Source organism: Flavobacterium sp. F52 (assembly GCF_000278705.1).
Classification (GTDB): Bacteria; Bacteroidota; Bacteroidia; order Flavobacteriales; family Flavobacteriaceae; genus Flavobacterium; species Flavobacterium anhuiense.
This window is the reverse complement of record NZ_AKZQ01000032.1, coordinates 17,629-37,443: the sequence shown is the minus strand read 5'-3', so window position 1 is coordinate 37,443 and position 19,815 is coordinate 17,629. Positions and strand designations below refer to the sequence as shown.

The following is a 19,815-nucleotide window of genomic DNA, read 5'->3' as shown; positions in this document are numbered from 1 at the left end:
AATCTAAAAGTCTTTTTTGATTACTGGATATTTATATTCTAAAATTGATTCTAAAACTTTAGGATCAGAATTTACATAAAATACTGGATCAATATCTGTACTTTCAGAAAATCCAACTTTATCTTTAAGCAGATTTTTAGTCTGGCGCGCAACAGCTTCTCCTGAATCTATTATTTTAATATGATCTGGGAGAATTTTTTTTATCTGAGGAATCAGATAAGGGTAGTGGCTGCATCCTAAAACCAAGTAATCAATATTAGCTTCAATCATGGGCTGAAGATATGATTCTAACAATTGAGTCATTTCTGGCGAATACAAATTGCCATCTTCAATAAGTTGTACAAGTCCATGCCCAACCTGCTCAATGATTTTTGTGTTATGAAACATCTCAGCAGTTTTATTAAACAGTTCACTATTAAGAGTTCCTTTTGTAGCTAAAATTCCGATAACCTGAGTTTGAGAATTGTTGGCCGCTGGTTTGATAGCAGGTTCAATTCCCACAAACGGAACATCATATTCTGCGCGAAGTTCTACTATAGCATTTGTGGTTGCGGTATTGCAAGCAACAACAATTAGCTTGCAATTATTCTCTAGTAAAAATTCTACATTTTTTTTGCTTAATGCAACAATTTCATCTTTGCTTCTTTGCCCATAAGGAGCATTTTTACTGTCAGCCAGATAAATGGTTTTTTCATTTGGAAGAAGGTCATGAATGGCGCTCCAAATGGAAGTTCCACCAATGCCAGAATCAAAAACGCCTATAGGATTATTGTTTATCATAAAGCAAATTTAATATTTTTTAATAAAATTCGTTATTCTAAATTAAGCGAAATCTTGAAATAATACCAAAGATTAGGTTTAATTTTTTGTAAAAAAAAACTGCTCAAATTATATAAATTGAGCAGCTTAATTATCGGAATTTAATTTCTTAGAATCCTAAATCTTTTTTAACATCAGCAGTGATGTTTGGACCATCAGCTAATAATAAAGTAGAACCGTCTAAAACATATTGGAAACCTTTAGCTTTTCCAACTTTTTGGATAGAAGCTCTTACTTTTTCCATTAAAGGTTTTACGATATCTGTTTCTTTTTGTTGTAATTCTTTTTGAGCATTGTCTCTGTAATCAACAATTCTCTTTTGCATATCTTGAACTTCTTTAGAACGCTCACCGTTTACAGCATCTGTTACAGTTGCAGCTTCAGCTTCGTACTTTTTAATTTTTACTTGATATTCGTCAACCATTTTTTTGTATTCAGCATCATATGTACCACTTAATTTTTGCAGTTGATTTTGAGCATCTAGCATAGCAGGCATTTTCGACATGATCTCGCTTACATCAACATGAGCTACCTTCGCTTGTGCGTTCATTGTGTTACTTGCTCCTAAAATAAGAATTGCAGCAATTAGTAAAGTTTTGATTTGTTTCATCATTTTTAAAATATTAATTAATTATTGGTCGTATTTGTTTTTTGCGATTCGGCTTCTTTTGCTTTTTTAGCCGCTTCTCTTTCTTCTAAAATTTTCTTTCTTCTTTCTTCCAATTCCTTTTTACGCTGTTCGTACAGTAATTGTCTTTCCTCTGCTTTTGTCATTGCTGGCTGTTGAGCGGCAGGTGTTTCTCCAGTTGCTGTTGGCGTTGCAGTTTTAGCAGTTGAGTTTGTTTTGGCAGCATCTGCCGCTGAGGCAGGGACTGCTGCTGGAACTGTTCCAGAAACCGTGCCATTTTTTTTAGCTTCTCTTTCTTCTTGCAGCGCTTTTCTTCTGTCGTCGTATTCTTTTCTCTTAGCTTCCTGCTCTAATTTTCTATCCTGAATTAGTTTTTCTCTTGCAGCTCTTTTCTCGTCAAGTGCTTTTTGGCGATCGGCCATTGCTGGATTTTCGTCAATAGCATTTTCCATATTTTCTTTAGCCTCTTGCTCCTTCAATTGCTTTTTGGTCAGCTGCTCACGTTTTTCAGTACGGTTTAAGATTCTTAAAACCTGATCGCTGATGTCAAATCTTTTATTGCTGAAAAGCATAGTTAGATCGGATGATTTATCAAAAACAAAATCATAATTTTTTGCTTCGGCTATATCTTGTACGGCAGTAAAAACCTGATCTTGTATTGGCTTTGCCAAAGCCGCTTTTTGTCTCATTAGATTTCCATCAGAACCAAATTGCTTCTGCTGATAATCCATCATTTCCTGCTCAAGAAACTTAATTTCTGTTTCTCTTTCTTCTATCAATTCTTTTGTTAGTAAAGCTTTTTCTGTTTTTAAGCTTTCTTTCAAATTATTTATATTTAATTTTTTGGCTTCAACTTCTTGTTTCCACTTTTGAGCTTTTTGCTCTAATTGTGATTTAGCTTCTTTATAATCGGAAACATTTTCTAAAATATATTCCATGTCGATGTAGCCAATTCGAGTAGTCTTTCCTTGTGCCTGACTTGTATTTGCTACAATCAAGGCTAAAAATATAAATAAAAATTGTTTTCTCATAACATAACTTTATTTGATGATTTTTAACCAAACGTTATTTCACTAAAATTGTTGTCCAATGATAAAGTGTGTTTCCCAACCATTAGCTTTTGTTTGTCCTGGAAGAGCATCAAATCCGTAACCAAAGTCAATACCCAATAAACCAAATGCAGGCATGAATACACGTAAACCAGCACCAGCAGAACGGCTTAAGTCAAATGGGTTATAATCTTTGAACGTTGGATATGATGAACCTGCTTCTAAGAACGTTAAGGCATAAATCGAAGCAGATGCTTTTAATGTAATTGGGTAACGCAATTCCATCGAGAACTTGTTGTAAATCGTTGCTCCAATTGCATCTCCATTTGCATTTACAGGAGTCAAAGAGTTGTTTGGATAACCTCTCAACTGAATCGTCTCTCTACCGTCCATTGAGTAGTTTGCCATACCATCACCTCCTAAATAAAAACGCTCAAACGGAATTACACCTCTTTCTTGATTATACGCTCCTAAGAAACCAAACTCTGTTAAGGTTCTTAATACTAGTTTTCCATAAACTTTAGTATACCAGTCTCCTCTAAATTTAACTTTATAATATTCTAACCAGTTATATTTCTTCTGATCGACTTTTGCTACATCTGTATCAGCGCTTGCATAATCAGATCCAACGCTTACATATCCAGTTGTTCCATTTATAGTTTCTGTTTTAACGTAGTCACCATTATTAAGCGGTTTTCCGTCTATACCACTTCCAGATGTTCCTGTATATTGTGTTTTATATTCTTTTTGGTTTTGTAAATCACCATAATCAACTCCATTAAATAATGAATATGGAGGCGTAACTTTTGCTGTAATACTGAATTCAGAACCATATGTCGGGAATATTGGATTTACCCCTTTATTGCTTCTTGAAAGTCCTATAGTATACGCTAAGTTTCTTGATGCACCATTACCAAAAGTAAACAAACCAGTATTATAATTGTTCAAGTCATAGTGCTGATAACTTACAGATTGTGATAATACGAAGTAGTCATCTGGCACTGTTAATCTTTTTGCTAAACCAACTTGTACTGTAAAAATATTAAAACTTTTGCTTTTATCAACAGTTCTAGTGATGTAATTGTTAAGAAATTGCTTACTGTATGAAATAGATGAACTAAACTGTACCGGTTTTTTTCCTCCAAACCAAGGTTCTGAGAAAGATAAACTATAGGTTTGGAAATAAGTACTTCCTTGTAAACGAAGCGCTACTTTTTGTCCATCTCCCATTGGTAAAGGCTTGTAAGCTTCTTTGTCAAATAATTTTCGAGCAGAGAAGTTGTTGAACGAAAGCCCTAAAGTTCCTATGAAACCTCCGCCGCCATAACCTCCTTGAAGTTCGACTTGGCTAGATCCTTTTTCTACTACGTTGTATTCAATATCAACAGTTCCAGCTCCGGCATCAACGTTTTTGAATTTAGGATCGATTGCCTCAGGATCAAAGAAACCTAATTGACCAATCTCACGAATCGTTCTCACTAATTGTTCTTTACTGTATTTTTCGCCTGGTTTAGTTCTTAACTCACGGTAAATAACGTGGTCATTTGTTTTGTCGTTTCCAACAACTGTAATTTTGTTGAAATAAGCAATAGGACCTTCTGTTACTCTAATCTCAAAATCGATAGTATCATTAACTGTTTTTACCTCTACAGCATTAATATTTGAGAACAAATAACCATTGTTTTGGTATAAATTGGTAATGTCTTCTGCGTCTGGTTTTGTTTTATCAGCGATTCTTTTTTCTAATAAAACCCCATTATAAGTTTCGCCTTTTTTGATTCCTAAATAACGGCTTAATAGCTGATCTGAATAAACTGTATTTCCTAAGAATTTAATATTTCCAAAGTAATATTTGTTACCTTCTTCTACATTAATTTTAATTGCAAGCGTATTTTTTTTCTTATTATATTGTACTGAATCGTAGATAATACGAGCGTCACGATACCCTTTTTCTTTGTAGGCCGCGATTACTTTTTCTAAGTCAGTTTTATATTTCTCAGGAATAAATTTAGAGGCTTTAAATACGCGAATGAAATTTTTCTGTTTCGTGTCTTTCATTGCAGCTCGCAATTGGTTGTCTGTAAGCTGTTTATTTCCTGTAAAATCAATGCTGCTGATTTTTACTTTGTCTCCTTTATCTATCCTGACAAGCATGTTTACCTGATGCCCGTTGATAGTGTCTGGAGTATTGGTGATAGTAACTTTTGTGTTATAAAACCCTTCTTTTTTGTATTTGTTTTCGATGTAATTTTTGGTCGTTGTAATTAAGTTTTCGTTGACAATTTTGTTTTTTGTCAGGTTGTTATCTTTAATTAAGCCTTCGACTTTACTTTTCTTAACACCAACAATTTTAACCTCGTTTAATTTAGGAAGCTCAACAATATCTAAATCTAAATAAATACTATCATTTTCTACTTTATTAACATAGAAAGCGATTTCGTCAAAAAGACCCAGTTTACCTAATTTTTTAATTGCGCTACTGATTTCTTCTCCAGGAACAGTGATTTCCTGACCTTTTTGAAGCCCTGAAAAAGTGACAACAGTCTGTTCATTGAAGCTTATTTTACCAACAACAGAAACTTTAGCTAGAATATATTTTTTCCCTTGATCAAAAGGAACTCTTTCTTGTGCTTTAATTTGTGAAAAACTACCCAAAAGTAAAAGGGTAAAGACTATTTGTATTTTTTTTTGCAACACTAAAAAATTATTTAATTTGTTCACTGGTTTTTCCAAATCTACGTTCTCTTTTTTGATAACTAATAATAGCCTCATATAAATCTTGGTCTTTAAAGTCTGGCCACAAGACATTAGTAAAATACAATTCTGCGTAGGCAATCTGCCATAACAAAAAATTACTTATTCTATGTTCTCCACTTGTTCGTATTAATAAATCTACGTCAGGTAAATTTTGCGTGTAAAGATGCTCATTTATAATTGAATCGTCAATAGTGTCTATTGAAATTATATTATTTTTAACTTTATCACTAATTGCTTTTACAGCATTTACCAGTTCCTCTCTGGAGCCATAACTTAAAGCGAGGGTAAGGGTTAAACGAGTATTATTTTTAGTTTTTTCCATAACATCCAAAAGTTCTTTTTGGGCTGTTTTTGGTAATTTATCAAGATTTCCAATTGCATTAAGTCTGATATTGTTTTCCTGAAGGGTAACAAGCTCTTTTTTTAATGAATTGATCAATATTTTCATTAATGCCTGTACTTCCAATTTTGGGCGATTCCAATTTTCTGTCGAAAAAGCATACAGGGTTAAATATTCAATTCCAAGTCTGGCTGAGGTTTTGATGATTTCTTTTACAGATTTTGTCCCATTTTCATGGCCAAACGCGCGTAAATAGCCTTGTTGTTTTGCCCAGCGTCCGTTGCCGTCCATAATGATGGCAAGGTGTTTAGGTAGGTTTGTGTGATCTATTGATTCTATTAAATTCATTTTATTCTGGGCAATAGCAAGGTTTCTGTCCAAAGGTATACGTTAAAGTAACACCTGAAAAAACATACCAGTCATTATTATTTAAATTTCCAAATTTCATAATATTTGGATTACTTGTATTAGGATTGCTTCCGTCTATATTATCAGTAAAAGTGTAACGCGCCCCGACTTCAGCGGCCAAAATAAAACGTGGCGATATATTTGATTTTATACCTAATATAATAGGTATGGCTATAGAGCTTTGATTTTTTAGTTCGTATACTGTGTTTGGGCTTGTAGTGTATCGGTATAAGTTGCTAAAGAAAAAGTAATTTAATCCTGTAAAAACATAAGGCGTTATTTTTGTATGATAATCGTGGAGATTAAAATCGAAAAAATTGAATTCTAATCCTGCAGATAGCTCTTTAATGTCATTGTCGAAACGATAGCCCCTTTGATTTCTTCCTGTTTCATCAGATTTAAAATCATTTCCAGTAATATTTGATTGTGTGTAAGAAAATCTCCAAGAGTGCCTCGGACTTCTATTCCATTTGTAAAGAATACCAAAAGCTGGTTTTTCAGGTGAGATGTAGGTTGTTTTTCCAACATCGCCTATAAAGTTACTTCCGCCAAAAAAAACACCAATCTCGTTTATTTGAGCATTTAGTGTAATAAGAGGGAAAAAACATAACAATAAATTAAAAATTTTCTTCATTTAATTCAAAATTGCGTGCAAATATAATAATTATCAATACGAATCAAAGTTCCTTTAGTTAAATGTGCTTTTTTTTCATTTTATGATATGATTTTGAGCCATTTAATGATGATTCACTACATGCAGAACGAGAAAATGTGGTATTATCGTATAGTGAAGAATCAGAAAAGAGTTTAATTTCTTTTATCTTCTCCCCAGAGCAATTTATTTCTTAAGGTTTTCAAGAAAGTTTCGCCTGGTATTTCAACCATTTTAATTTTGTAATCTGTTTTTTTTATTTTTAAAATAGACTCGTTTTTTACAGAAGAAATCCTCGAGTCTAAAGAAACCAAATATTGGTCTTCTCTTCCTGTAACACGCAATGTAATTTCGGTATCGTCAGGAATAACAAGCGGTCTAGCGGTTAAATTATGTGGAGCAATTGGTGTAATAACTAAACTCTTTACATCTGGTGTTAAAATTGGCCCGCCACAGCTTAGAGAATAACCAGTTGATCCGGTTGGCGTTGAAATGATTAGTCCGTCGGCCCAGTAAGAATTTAAATATTCGTTGTTCAAGTAAGTTTCAACTGTAATCATCGAAGTCGTGTCTTTTCTACTCACTGTAACTTCGTTCATAGCGAAATTTAGTTCCTTAAAAGCTTCGTTATACGGTTCACATGTTATTCCTAATAAGGTTCTTTCAGAAGTTGTATAGTTTTGGCTAATAACATATTGAAGCAAAATATCTATGTTTTCTTTTTGAACTTTAGCCAGAAAGCCTAGTCTTCCAGCGTTGATTCCTAATAAAGGAACACCAGAATTACGAACGAAAGCAGCGGCTCTTAAAATAGTACCATCACCACCAATACTGATCAGCATTTCGAAACTATTGTCTAAAGCAGTACTTGGGGAAAAAGTTTTGTATTCTTTTTTTACAAGCTGTTTTTCATAAAGCATATTCAGAAAATTTTCTTCAATTACCATCTCGATATTGTTGGTATTAAAGAAATTGAAAATGTCTTTTATGATAGGTTCGGTACTGTTCTGATAATATTGTCCGTAAATGGCTATTTTCATTCGTTGTTAAATTAGAGAATTGGTCAATGTTTCAATTAGAGAATTAGAAAATGCTAAAATCATCTAATTATCTAATTTTCCCATTGGCACATTCATAACTTATATATTAAGATACTTGTCTAAGTAATCTGATCGTTCTTTTAAACTGTTAATATAGGTGTCTTCCTGATGTTCTGAAATGATTTCGTAACCATACCTTCTGTAGGTTTGGATGATTTCATTAATTGCCCCTAAACCAATTTTTACAGTAATCTGAACATTCTCTGTATCAGCCTCCGAAACAAAACATCCTAAAATTTTACCATTGTTGCTTTCTACAATTTGAGTCACCTCACTCATAGAATAATCCAAAAGGCCTTTTTGAACAATAATAATCGCGCCTGGCTCTTTTAAAAATGGAGTTTCCTGAAAAAATTTCATGATGTCTTCCATTTCGTAATATCCAATGTAATTATTATTCTCGTCAAGAATTGGAAGAAGGTTTGTGTGGTTTTTGGCAAAAACTTCTAGAACGTCTAGCCAAATCATTGATTTTCTGGCAAAAAAACGTTCTAAAGTATATTTGTAATCAATTGCTTTTTTTTCAATGTCAAATGTTTCAACATCGTCAGAAGAGATGCTTCCAATAAAAACACCATCTTCTAAAATCGGAAAATGAGAAAAATTTACATCGACAAAAAAGTCCTGAATCGACGCTATTGTTTCCTGACTGTCAATTGCCCTGAAATCGTTTGTGATATAGTTTGTAATTTCTGTCATAAATCAATTGAGGATATTTGATGCAAAATAATCAAAAAATACCGAAAACCGCTCTGTTTTACTTTGTATTTTTGTCGTAACAAATATAATGTTACTAGAATTAATATCTATCTTATATGACAAAATTAAGTGTAAATATCAATAAAATAGCAACGCTTAGAAATGCTCGAGGCGGAAATGTTCCCAATTTATTAAAAGTAGCGACAGATATTCAGCGTTTTGGAGGGCAGGGAATTACAATTCATCCTCGTCCAGACGAGCGTCATATTCGTTATCAGGATGCACGCGATTTAAAAGCTATTGTTACAACAGAATATAATATTGAAGGAAATCCGCAGCATAATTTTATTGATTTGGTTTTAGAGTGCAAACCAGATCAAGTGACATTGGTTCCAGATGCAATTGGAGCGATAACTTCATCTGCAGGTTGGGATACCATTAAAAATCAAGATTATTTAACTGAAGTTATTCAGGAATTTCAAAGAAACGGAATTAGAACGTCTATTTTTGTTGATCCGATTTTAGAAATGATTGAAGGTGCAAAGAAAACAGGAACAGATAGAATTGAATTGTATACAGAATCTTTTGCGCATCAATATAGTTTAGGAAACGAAAAAGGAATTGAACCGTACACTAAAGCGGCAGAATTGGCAAATGAATTGGGCTTAGGAATCAATGCTGGACACGATTTAAGTTTAGATAATATCAAGTTTTTCAAACAAAATATTCCAGGTTTATTGGAAGTTTCTATTGGTCATGCCTTGATTTCGGAGGCACTTTATGTAGGTTTGGATAACACTGTAAATATGTATCTGAATAAATTGAAATAATTCGTTTAAAGGAAAAAAATAAAAATATGCTTTATTCAAAAATAGAAGGCGAAGGAAAACCATTTATCATCATGCACGGATTTCTTGGAATGTCTGATAACTGGAAAACTCTTGCGGGACAATATGTAGAAGCCGGATTTCAAGTTCATATTTTAGATTTAAGAAACCACGGCCGCAGTTTTCATTCGGATGAATGGAGTTACGAGGCGATGGTTCAAGATGTTTATGAATACTGTCAGGCAAATAATTTAACGCGAATTGATATCCTAGGCCATTCAATGGGAGGAAAAGTAGCGATGCTTTTTGCAACGACTCATCCTGAAATTGTAGACAAATTGATTGTGGCAGATATTGGTCCGAGATTCTACAAACAGCATCACCAAGATATTTTGGCAGGATTAAATGCTGTTGATTTTTCGGTAAAACCAAGCCGAAATGATGTGGAGGCAATTTTATCACAATATGTAACAGATTTTGGAACGCGCCAGTTTTTGCTAAAGAATTTATATTGGAAAGAACCTGGGCAATTGGCTTTCCGATTTAATTTAGAGGCTTTCAATAATAATTTAGATGCTATTGGGAAGCCTTTGGCAGATCATTTAGTTTTTAATAATCCGACATTATTTATTAGAGGAGGAAATTCGGGCTATATTCAAGATCAGGATATTGACGGAATCCGAAAGCATTTTCCGAATTTAAAATTAGAAACGATTCCAAATGCTGGACATTGGCTTCATGCTGAAAATCCGCAGCTGTTTTTCGAATTGACCACTACGTTTTTAAAAGAGTAGTTCTTTTTGATGAAATTTTATTACTTTTAAATAAATTTTAAACCTCAAGAACCATGAAATTATTACTTAGACTCCTTGTTACTGCTGCTTTAGTTTTGTTGTTGTCTAATATTTTGACTGGAGTGCATGTGGCTAGTTTTGGTACAGCTCTAATTGTTGCAGTAGTTTTAGGATTACTGAATGTTTTTATAAAACCAATTTTAGTGATTTTAACTTTGCCAGTTACATTGGTCACATTAGGTTTGTTTTTACTGGTGATCAACGCGGTAATTATTTTGCTGTGCACTAATATTGTAGGCGGTTTTGCAGTAAATTCATTTTGGACAGCATTAATATTCAGTATTATTTTGTCTATACTCCAATCCCTTACTTATAAAATATTGGGAGACGATAAATAAAAACAAATCGAGCAGATTAAAACTGCTTCAAATACAATAGATTAAAAACTTGGTTGGGTTGCAAAAATTTTATAATTTTGCAACCCAATTTTATTACGTAAATTAAAGAAGAAGATGGATATTAAAAGAGTAGCAATAGACGCTGTAAACGAGACGATTGTTATGAACGTTGTTCATATGGATTATAAAGGTCAAGTAGCAAAAAGAATCAACGAAAAAATGCCTTTAGCGCAAGTAAAAGGATTTAGAAAAGGACAAGTTCCTAAAGATCTTGTTGAAAAACAATACGGAAAAGCTATTAAGCAAGAAGAGATCAAAAAAGTAGTTGATTTGGCTTTAGAGCGTTATATTCAATCTGAAAGATTAAATCTTTTAGGAACTCCGCTTCCAAAAGTAAACGAAGATTTTAACTGGGATGCAGAAGAATTAACTTTCGAGTACGAGATTGGTTTAGTGCCAAACTTCGAAATTGATTTGGAAGCTAAAAATAACATCGTAAAATATATTGTTACTGCTGACGATAAATTAATCGACGGACAAGTTGAGCGTATCCAAAAACAATTTGGAAAAGCAGTTCCACAAGAAGTATCTGATGCAAAATCTGACTTAACTGGAACTTTCTCAAGCGAAGCAAACGGAATCAACAATACTACTACAATCTCTGTTGATACATTCAGCAAAAAAGCTCAAAAACAATTCATAGGTAAAAAAGTTGGAGATGTCGTTACAGTAAGCACAAAAGGTTTATTTGATGACGATCACCAATTAATGGATTACTTAAAAGTAGGTCACGAAGGAGTTCACGGTTTAGATGTTGAGGTAAACTTCACAATCGAAGCTATCAACGGTTCTGAGCCAGCTGAATTGAACCAAGAATTATTTGACAAACTTTTTGGAGAAGGAAAAGTAGCTTCTTTAGAAGATTTAAAAGCTAAAATTAAAGAAGATGCTGAAGCACAATTCGCGCAGCAAGCAGAACAAAAATTATTATTAGATGTTCAGGATTTCTTAATCGAAAACACAAAATTCGATTTACCAGCTGAATTCTTGAAAAAATGGTTGCAAACTGTTGGAGAGAAGAAATTAACTCCAGAAGAAGCTGAGGTAGAATACGCAAGATCTGAAAAAGGTTTACGTTTCCAACTAATTGAAGGAAAAGCTTTAGCTCAAAGCAATATCCAAATTACATTTGAAGATTTGAAAGAGTTTACATCAAACGCAATCAGACAGCAGATGGCTCAATTTGGTCAAACAAACCCAACTGACGAAGAAGTTCAAGGAATCGTGGCTAGAGTTTTATCTAACCAAGACGAAGTGAAAAGACTTTCTGAACAAGTTGTAGCATCTAAGATGCTGGAAATCTTCAAAGAAAAAGCTAACCCAACTACTAAAGAGGTTACTTACGAAGAATTTATCGCAGCTTCTTACGGTGAATAAATCTAAGTCTGAAAAGTCAAAAGTTTTAAAGTCGAAAGTTAAGAAGTATACTTTTTAAAAATTAAGATTTTATTACAGAAACTGAAAGATAAAAATAATTATATTTGAACGTCAATGGAATTTTTATTCTGTTGACGTTCTTTTTTTGTTTCAGATTTCAAGTTGGTAAAATGTTCCTTAGTAAAAAAAACTTAGAACCTTAGCGCCTTAGAATCTTAGCATCTTAAAAAAAGAAGACAAATTGGCATCCTTCATAAAAAGGTATGAACTTTGTTTAATTCGTTTTAGTTATTTTCTGACTTTAGACTTTTCAACTTTAAACTAAAAATATGAACTACGGTAAAGAATTCAAAAAATTTGCTACAAAGCACCAAGGGGTAAACGCAATGTATTACGATAAAATCGTAGCGGCAATGACTCCAACCAATATGACTCCATATATTATAGAAGAGCGTCAGCTGAATATTTCTCAATTAGACGTTTTCTCAAGATTAATGATGGACAGAATTATCTTTTTAGGAACTGGTATTGACGATCAGATTGCTAATATCGTTCAGGCTCAGTTGTTATTTTTAGAAAGCGCTGACGCTTCAAAAGATATTCAAATTTATTTAAACTCTCCAGGAGGAAGTGTTTACGCAGGTTTAGGAATTTACGATACTATGCAATACATCAAGCCTGATGTAGCGACAATTTGTACAGGAATGGCAGCTTCTATGGGAGCAGTTTTATTATGTGCTGGAGCTGCAGGAAAACGTTCTGCATTGCCTCACTCAAGAGTTATGATTCACCAGCCGTCTGGAGGAGCGCAAGGTGTTGCAACAGATATGGAAATCAATTTACGTGAGATGTTAAAATTAAAAGATGAGCTTTACAATATTATTTCTCATCATTCTGGTCAGACTTTCGAAAGAGTTCACAAAGACAGTGAACGTGATTACTGGATGAAAGCAGACGAAGCAAAAGAATACGGAATGATTGACGAAGTATTAAGAAGAGGATAATTTTTTAAGCTTTAAATTGTTTAAGGATTCAAGTTCAAATTTGGTGTATAACACAAACCAACTTGAAACTTGGAACCTGAAACTTGAAACAAAAAATAAATATTAAGCTGCAAAGAATTAAGTTTTTAAGTTTTAATTAAATCAAAAAGCTTAGAAACTTAGTATCTTTGCAGCTTAGTAACTTAAATAGAATGGCAAAAGTAGTATTAGAATGTTCGTTTTGTGGAAGAAAGAAGCCAGAAACTAATTTATTAATAGCTGGTATCAATGCACATATTTGTGATAAGTGTATTGAACAGGCACACGGAATTGTTTTAGAAGAATTAAAATCTAGCGGAAGCGCGAAACTAGTTGGGGACTTGATTTTGAAGAAACCAAAAGAAATTAGAGCTTTCCTAGATCAATATGTTATTGGTCAAGATCAGACTAAAAAAGTAATGTCGGTTGCGGTTTACAATCACTACAAACGTTTAATGCAACAGCAATTGGACGATGAAGTTGAGATTGAAAAAAGCAACATCATTATGGTTGGTCAGACAGGAACGGGAAAAACATTAGTGGCAAAAACTATTGCTAAAATGTTAGACGTTCCTTTGGCAATTGTTGATGCTACAGTATTGACAGAAGCGGGTTATGTTGGGGAAGACGTTGAAAGTATTTTGACTCGTTTGCTTCAAGCTGCAGATTATGACGTAGCAAAAGCAGAAAGAGGAATCGTATTTATTGATGAGATCGATAAAATCGCTCGTAAAAGTGATAACCCTTCAATAACGCGTGACGTTTCTGGAGAAGGTGTTCAACAGGCATTATTGAAGTTATTGGAAGGAACAGTCGTAAACGTACCGCCAAAGGGTGGACGTAAACACCCAGACCAAAAATTCGTTGAGGTAAATACTCAAAACATCTTATTTATTGCTGGTGGTGCTTTTGATGGAGTAGAACGTATTATTTCAAAACGCTTAAACCGTCAGGCAGTTGGTTACTCTACTTCTAAAAACACTGACAATATTGATAAAGATAATTTATTGCAATACATCATACCAAAAGATATCAAAGACTTTGGTTTGATTCCTGAGATCATTGGACGTTTGCCAGTTTTAACGCACATGGATCCTTTGGATAAAGCAACGCTTCGTGCGATTTTAACACAACCTAAAAATGCATTGATCAAACAATATCAGAAATTATTCTTAATGGATGATGTTGAATTTACGATTACAGACGAGGCTTTAGATTTTATTGTAGATAAAGCTTTAGAGTATAAACTAGGAGCTCGTGGATTGCGTTCATTATGTGAAGCTATCTTGACAGATGCCATGTACGAACTGCCAACATCAGATGATATAAGTTTGACAATCGACAAAGAATATGCAGAACATACGCTAAGCAAAAACTTATTGAAGCGTATGGAAATTGCTTCTTAAAGTAAAAAATAACTTTGACAAAGTTCAATTATAGAACCTGCTCATTTATTTGAGCAGGTTTTTTTATTATTGCACTCTAAACTTCTCGCGATACTCAATTGGTTTCATGCCGACCATTTTATAAAACACTTTTCTAAAAGCTTTTGGATCGTTATAGCCAGTTTTTTCAATAATTTCCGAGATTGAAAGTTGGGTTTGTTCTAAATATTTCTTCGAACTTTCGACTCTAATATTCTGTAAATATTCAATTGGCGGAATTCCTGTCACTTGTTTGAAACGGCGTGTCATGTTTCGAGCACTTGTCGGAATATCTTTTGTGATTTCTTCCAGTTTTTCGATTGAATGGTACTGGCTTTCAATTTTTTGCTGTAGCATAGCTACTAAAGAATCATTATGTAAATGATTGGGTCTAAAAGTACTGAAATAGCTTTGTTTGTATCTGTTCAAATCGATAGAAAATATTTTGGCGATTTTGACTGCCATTTCGTTGCCACAGAATTTCTGAACCAAAAGAATCAGCAAGTGAAAAGTTGAAGTTGATCCTCCGCTGGTGTATAAACTTCCGTCTGCAGTTAGCGTTTCTTCAGGTTTTAGTTTTACCATCGGAAAAGCTTTTGTAAAAGCGCTGCAAGCATCAACATGTGTTGTGGCCAATTTTTCATTTAGTAAACCAGAAGCAGCAAACAAAAAAGCTCCAGTACAAAAACTCGCTAATTCAGCTCCTGCCTTGTGCTGTTTTTGCAACCACGGAATAAAACTTTTATTCTTCTTGATCATTTCGCTCATATTGTCGGTAGTAAAAGCGGGAATTAAAATTAAGTCTAGAATACTATCCGAAGTTTCAATGGCATTGCTTTTATATCCAAATACATTTCCTTGATCGTTTTGTTCTTTCGATTGAAAAATCATAATTTCGAATGGTTTCTCATCTCCAGACGTAAGTTTATTTGTGGTTTCGAATACTTCTAATATTGCAGCAATGCTCAGTAATTTATAGTCGTGAGGTACGATTAATCCTAGTTTCTTGCTCATGATTTTTGGTCTTTTGGAATTTCAGTATCTTACAAAAATAAGCAAATTGTCTCAAATGCCCCTAAAAATGACTTTTATTGGCATTTTTAAGTAATCTTAAAAAATTAAATTTGTTTTAATTAATTCGTAATTTTATAAAGATGAAAACAAAAATCTTCTTAAATCTTGCTGTAAAAGATTTAAATCGCGCAATATCTTTTTTTAACGAACTCGGCTTTCCAACTAATCCGAAATTTACTAATGACAAAGGAGCTTGTATCGTTATAAGCGAAAGCATCTTTGTGATGCTTTTGGTAAAAGAGTTTTATCAAACATTTACAAAGAAGGAAATTTGTGATTCTACAACAACCAGCGAAGCGCTTATGGCACTTTCTGTAGAAACTCGAGAACAGGTAGATGAAATGATTGAGAAGGCAGTTAAGGCTGGAGGAATAGATTACCAGCAATCTCAAGATTATGGCTGGATGTACCAAAGAACTTTTCTAGATGTAGACGGACATCATTGGGAAGTTTTCTTTATGGATGAAAGTCAGATTCCAGAAAACATGTAATTAAGTAAGAACAAAATCAAACGGAAAATAAATTATTAAAAAACTTAAAAATGATCACAATTAAAAAGACCGTTAATGCATCTCTTGACAAAGTTTGGAATTTTTGGAACACTCCAGAACATATTACAAAATGGAGCTTTGCTTCTCCTGATTGGCACACGCCTTATGCAGAAGCCGATGTGAGAGAAGGAGGAAGATTCAAATCGACTATGGCTGCAAAAGACGGAAGTATGAGTTTTGATTTCGAAGGAGAATTTACTTTAGTAAAACCAAACCAAGCGCTTTCGTATGTTATGGGAGACGGAAGAAAGGTTGAAATTACTTTTACAGAAACAGCAGAAGGTGTTGAAATAATTGAAAGTTTCGATCCAGAAACACAAAATCCAGAAGAGATGCAGCGCGCTGGCTGGCAGGCAATTTTGGATAATTTTAAAAGTTACATTGAAGCAAATTAGTTTTTAGACTTCTAAAGTCTCAAAGTGACAAAGGTTCAAAGATTACAAACTTAAATTAGCTTACATTACTCATATGGTTTAAAAGAAATAAATATCTAACCCAACAAAAAAAAACAAAAAAATGACAAAACAAATATGGTTGAATCTTCCTGTAAAGGATGTGGCAAAAGCGAAAGATTTTTTCTGGAAAATTGGTTTTTCGTTTAATGAACAACATGATACGCCAAGTTCGACGTGCATGGTTGTAGGTGAAGGACATTTTGTGATAATGCTTTTTGAAGAAATACTTTTTTCAAGTTTTTCCAAGAACAACATTACCGATACGAATTCAAGTTCGGAAGTCTTGATTTCAATCGACGCAGAAAGCAGGGAAGAAGTTGATGAATTAGCTGAAAAAGTCAAAGAAGCTGGCGGAACCATTTTTGCTCCTCCTGCAGAAAACCAAGGTTGGATGTATGGCTGTGGTTTTGCCGATTTGGATGGTCATCGTTGGAATATTCTATTTATGGATTTTAGTAAATTACCAGGTTAAGATGGAAAAATTAATATTTAATACTGAGATAAAGGCTTCTAAAGAGAAAATTTGGAAAGTCTTATGGGATGATGAAACTTACCGAAAGTGGACAAGCGCTTTTTGTGAAGGAAGTTACGCTGAATCGAATTGGAACGAAGGGGACAAAATTTATTTTCTTGGACCTGGAGGAACAGGGATGAATAGCCTTATTGAGACTAAAATTCCAAACGAATATATGGCTTTTAAACATCTTGGCGAAATCAAAGACTTTAAAGAAGTGCCGCCAAATGAGGAAACGGAAAAATGGAGTGGTTCTATGGAAACATACAGACTGACTCAAAAAGGAGATGTTGTAGATCTTCATGTTGAGGTAGATGTAATCGAAAAACATATTGATTATTTCAAAGATGCCTTTCCAAAAGCGGTAGAATTGATTAAAGAATTGTCAGAGAAGTAAAGCTAGAAGAGAGAGAAAAGAGAATAGAAGAAAGAGATTTACAATTTATAACTGATAATTAACAATTAAAAACAAAATATCATGGCAACAGCAGTAAATCCATATTTAATGTTTAACGGAACATGCGAAGAAGCATTTCTGTTTTACAGATCAGTTTTTGGTGGAGATTTTCCTTATATCGGAAAATTTAAAGATGCTCCGGCAGAAGAAGGCGAGGTGCTTTCTGAAGAAGCTTTGAATAGAATTATGCACGTATCGCTTCCAATTGGAAATAGTATTTTAATGGGAAGCGACACACATCCAAGATATGGAGATGTCGGTTTTGGAGATAATTTTTCTGTTTCTATTAATGCAGAAAGCAGAGAAGAGGCAGACAAAATCTTCAACGGACTTTCGGCAGGTGGAAAAGTAGAAATGCCGATGAATGACACTTTCTGGGGATCTTATTTCGGAATGTTTAAAGATAAATTCGGCATCAACTGGATGGTGAGTTTTGACAAAAACGAAGGAATGAAATAACATAAAAGTTACGTTATTTTAATAGCGGGACATAATTGTTAAATTACTCAAAAAAGCACATGAAAATGTGCTTTTTTGTTTCAAAAAAACAAAGATTATTCTTTTTTATCATCTAGAGATTGTCGATTTTTGTCGCTTCATAATCAAGAAAGAAAAATGGCAGCAGAAGACAAAGAAATAATCTTACTAAAAGTTTCTGGACACGATAAAATTGGAGTTACAGCAGGATTAACAGCTGTATTAGCAGCATACGATGCTAATATTTTAGATATCGGGCAAGCTGATATTCACGATACGCTTTCTCTAGGAATTTTGTTCGAAATTGCCGCAGGATCATCATCTGCACCTGTTTTAAAAGATCTTTTGTTTAAAGCATACGAATTGGAAATCAAAGTGAAATTTATTCCGATTTCTATAGAAGATTACGAAACTTGGGTAAAATCACAATCAAAACAACGTTATATTATCAATATTTTGGGAGAAAAACTGGCGGCTTCACAATTGTCTGCAGTGACCCAAATATTGTCAGACCAAAATTTAAATATCGATTCGATTATTCGATTAACAGGAAGAACTTCTGTTGTAGAAAAAGAAGAATATCCGCGTTCTTGTATTCAATTGTCTGTAACGGGTGAAATTGTAAACAAGATCATAATGACAGCGAGTTTTATGGAAATTTCCAGAACGCTAAACGTTGATATTTCTTTCCAAGAAGACAATATTTACAGAAGAAACCGCCGTTTGGTTTGCTTCGATATGGATTCAACTTTAATTCAAACCGAAGTAATCGACGAACTTGCGGAATTGAATGGAGTAGGAGATCAAGTTCGTGCTATTACAGAATCGGCTATGAACGGTGAAATTGATTTTAACGAAAGTTTCAAAAAGCGTATGGCACTTCTAGAAGGTTTAAGCGAAGAAGTTTTGCAAAATGTTGCCGTAAATCTGCCAATAACACAAGGAGCACACCGTTTGATGAAAGCTTTAAAATATTATGGCTATAAAACTGCAATTCTTTCAGGAGGATTTACCTATTTCGGAGAATACCTTCAAAAAGAATTAGGAATAGACTACGTTCACGCCAATCAATTAGAAATAAAAGATGGTAAACTGACGGGAAAATATTTAGGAGACATCGTAGATGGCCAGAAAAAAGCCGAATATCTAAAAGCAATCGCAGAAAAAGAAGGAATTCACATCAATCAGACAATCGCAGTTGGAGATGGAGCCAATGACTTGCCAATGCTAAACTTAGCAGGTCTTGGAATCGCTTTCCATGCGAAACCAAAAGTAAAAGAAAGCGCCTCAACATCCATCTCAAGTTTAGGTCTTGATGGTGTTTTATACTTATTAGGATATCACGATAGATATATTGATATGATGTAATTTGCAATCTGTCGCCCTGAACGGAGTCGAAGGGCTTTCATGTAGAAAAGGGCTTCGACTCCGCTCAGCCTGGCAAAGTAAATTCATCTATGTTATTCGGCAAAGAAGAAATAGCATTTAGAAATTCCGTAATCAAAATAAAAAAAAAACCTCAGTCTTTGCAATAAAAGGCTGAGGTTTGTTTTTATGGGCATGTTCCGCCAGAAAAAGTCGGGTCGGGCTATCCGTTGCAATCTTTTGTGCCTCCTGATAACTATCGGGACTACCACAAAAGGATTTCCACTTCTATCCCTAATGCAGGTTTAGTAGAATTAACGTTTTATTTTCTAGATTCCAATTCATTCTTAATCTCCTTCAAATTCTTAAGATTCAAGAAAAGAATAGGCAATAAGGCAACAGGAATAACATTCATGGCACTAAAACCCTTCATGAAAACGATGAATATATTAAGAATGAACAGCATAAAAAGCACAACGCAAAATACGGTATTCACGGTTTTTAGTGTTTTCTGATTTTTAATCAGTTCTTCAGTGGTCATTTCGCTGAATTTTGTTTCTTTCATTTT

General features: G+C 33.8%; 22 protein-coding genes. 12 read left to right on the top strand and 10 right to left on the bottom strand.

Going from position 1 to position 19,815, the window contains the following annotated elements:
- Positions 1-3: 3 nt before the first annotated feature.
- The 8 genes from murI to FF52_RS16635 form a co-directional block, all read right to left on the bottom strand.
- Positions 4-780: a glutamate racemase gene (murI, locus tag FF52_RS16670; protein WP_008467324.1), complete on the bottom strand. Its 777-nt coding sequence runs from the start codon at positions 778-780 to the stop codon at positions 4-6.
- A gap of 148 nt (positions 781-928) precedes the next feature.
- Entirely contained in the window at positions 929-1,432 is a 504-nt protein-coding gene (locus FF52_RS16665; RefSeq protein ID WP_170830271.1) for an OmpH family outer membrane protein, read from the bottom strand.
- 14 nt (positions 1,433-1,446) lie between these two features.
- Positions 1,447-2,478: an OmpH family outer membrane protein gene (locus FF52_RS16660; RefSeq protein ID WP_008467322.1), complete on the bottom strand. Its 1,032-nt coding sequence runs from the start codon at positions 2,476-2,478 to the stop codon at positions 1,447-1,449.
- A gap of 42 nt (positions 2,479-2,520) precedes the next feature.
- Positions 2,521-5,268, bottom strand: coding sequence for a BamA/OMP85 family outer membrane protein (locus tag FF52_RS16655; RefSeq protein ID WP_035691792.1), 2,748 nt, complete (start codon positions 5,266-5,268; stop codon positions 2,521-2,523).
- Entirely contained in the window at positions 5,201-5,941 is a 741-nt protein-coding gene (locus tag FF52_RS16650) for an isoprenyl transferase (protein ID WP_008467320.1), read from the bottom strand. The genes FF52_RS16655 and FF52_RS16650 overlap by 68 nt, the downstream gene beginning before the upstream one ends.
- Position 5,942: 1 nt before the next feature.
- Complete coding sequence (locus FF52_RS16645; RefSeq protein ID WP_008467319.1) at positions 5,943-6,635, bottom strand: DUF6089 family protein; 693 nt, start codon at positions 6,633-6,635, stop codon at positions 5,943-5,945.
- A 173-nt stretch (positions 6,636-6,808) separates the two neighbouring features.
- On the bottom strand, positions 6,809-7,693 hold the full coding sequence (locus FF52_RS16640) for an NAD kinase (RefSeq protein ID WP_008467317.1): 885 nt from the start codon (positions 7,691-7,693) through the stop codon (positions 6,809-6,811).
- 99 nt (positions 7,694-7,792) lie between these two features.
- Positions 7,793-8,452: a CBS domain-containing protein gene (locus FF52_RS16635; RefSeq protein ID WP_008467315.1), complete on the bottom strand. Its 660-nt coding sequence runs from the start codon at positions 8,450-8,452 to the stop codon at positions 7,793-7,795.
- Positions 8,453-8,568: 116 nt separating this feature from the next.
- On the opposite strand from FF52_RS16635, the gene FF52_RS16630 reads away from it, so the two are divergent.
- The 6 genes from FF52_RS16630 (at position 8,569) to clpX (ending at position 14,336) form a co-directional block, all read left to right on the top strand.
- Entirely contained in the window at positions 8,569-9,282 is a 714-nt protein-coding gene (locus FF52_RS16630; RefSeq protein ID WP_008467314.1) for a pyridoxine 5'-phosphate synthase, read from the top strand.
- A 26-nt stretch (positions 9,283-9,308) separates the two neighbouring features.
- Positions 9,309-10,073: an alpha/beta fold hydrolase gene (locus FF52_RS16625; RefSeq protein ID WP_008467311.1), complete on the top strand. Its 765-nt coding sequence runs from the start codon at positions 9,309-9,311 to the stop codon at positions 10,071-10,073.
- A gap of 53 nt (positions 10,074-10,126) precedes the next feature.
- Positions 10,127-10,471 carry a phage holin family protein gene (locus FF52_RS16620; RefSeq protein ID WP_008467309.1) on the top strand — a complete coding sequence of 115 codons (345 nt, stop codon included), beginning with the start codon at positions 10,127-10,129 and terminating at the stop codon, positions 10,469-10,471.
- Between the two features lie 114 nt (positions 10,472-10,585).
- Positions 10,586-11,908, top strand: a complete 1,323-nt coding sequence (locus tag FF52_RS16615; protein WP_008467308.1) for a trigger factor — start codon at positions 10,586-10,588, stop codon at positions 11,906-11,908.
- 329 nt (positions 11,909-12,237) lie between these two features.
- Positions 12,238-12,912, top strand: a complete 675-nt coding sequence (gene clpP / locus FF52_RS16610) for an ATP-dependent Clp endopeptidase proteolytic subunit ClpP (RefSeq protein ID WP_008467307.1) — start codon at positions 12,238-12,240, stop codon at positions 12,910-12,912.
- Between the two features lie 191 nt (positions 12,913-13,103).
- On the top strand, positions 13,104-14,336 hold the full coding sequence (gene clpX, locus FF52_RS16605; protein WP_008467306.1) for an ATP-dependent Clp protease ATP-binding subunit ClpX: 1,233 nt from the start codon (positions 13,104-13,106) through the stop codon (positions 14,334-14,336).
- A gap of 66 nt (positions 14,337-14,402) precedes the next feature.
- Here the strand turns inward: clpX and FF52_RS16600 are convergent, their stop codons facing one another.
- Positions 14,403-15,368 carry a GlxA family transcriptional regulator gene (locus tag FF52_RS16600; RefSeq protein ID WP_008467305.1) on the bottom strand — a complete coding sequence of 322 codons (966 nt, stop codon included), beginning with the start codon at positions 15,366-15,368 and terminating at the stop codon, positions 14,403-14,405.
- Positions 15,369-15,508: 140 nt separating this feature from the next.
- Between FF52_RS16600 and FF52_RS16595 the strand changes: the two genes are divergently transcribed.
- The 6 genes from FF52_RS16595 (at position 15,509) to serB (ending at position 19,250) form a co-directional block, all read left to right on the top strand.
- Complete coding sequence (locus FF52_RS16595) at positions 15,509-15,919, top strand: VOC family protein (RefSeq protein ID WP_008467304.1); 411 nt, start codon at positions 15,509-15,511, stop codon at positions 15,917-15,919.
- A gap of 50 nt (positions 15,920-15,969) precedes the next feature.
- On the top strand, positions 15,970-16,374 hold the full coding sequence (locus FF52_RS16590) for an SRPBCC family protein (protein WP_008467303.1): 405 nt from the start codon (positions 15,970-15,972) through the stop codon (positions 16,372-16,374).
- A 121-nt stretch (positions 16,375-16,495) separates the two neighbouring features.
- Entirely contained in the window at positions 16,496-16,906 is a 411-nt protein-coding gene (locus FF52_RS16585; RefSeq protein WP_008467302.1) for a VOC family protein, read from the top strand.
- A gap of 1 nt (position 16,907) precedes the next feature.
- The gene (locus FF52_RS16580; RefSeq protein WP_008467301.1) at positions 16,908-17,345 is read left to right on the top strand and encodes an ATPase; all 438 of its coding nucleotides are present in this window, start codon (positions 16,908-16,910) and stop codon (positions 17,343-17,345) included.
- A gap of 81 nt (positions 17,346-17,426) precedes the next feature.
- Complete coding sequence (locus tag FF52_RS16575; protein ID WP_008467300.1) at positions 17,427-17,864, top strand: VOC family protein; 438 nt, start codon at positions 17,427-17,429, stop codon at positions 17,862-17,864.
- Between the two features lie 156 nt (positions 17,865-18,020).
- The gene (gene serB / locus FF52_RS16570) at positions 18,021-19,250 is read left to right on the top strand and encodes a phosphoserine phosphatase SerB (RefSeq protein WP_035691791.1); all 1,230 of its coding nucleotides are present in this window, start codon (positions 18,021-18,023) and stop codon (positions 19,248-19,250) included.
- A 319-nt stretch (positions 19,251-19,569) separates the two neighbouring features.
- Here the strand turns inward: serB and FF52_RS16565 are convergent, their stop codons facing one another.
- Entirely contained in the window at positions 19,570-19,812 is a 243-nt protein-coding gene (locus tag FF52_RS16565) for a hypothetical protein (RefSeq protein WP_008467296.1), read from the bottom strand.
- Positions 19,813-19,815 lie beyond the last annotated feature (3 nt).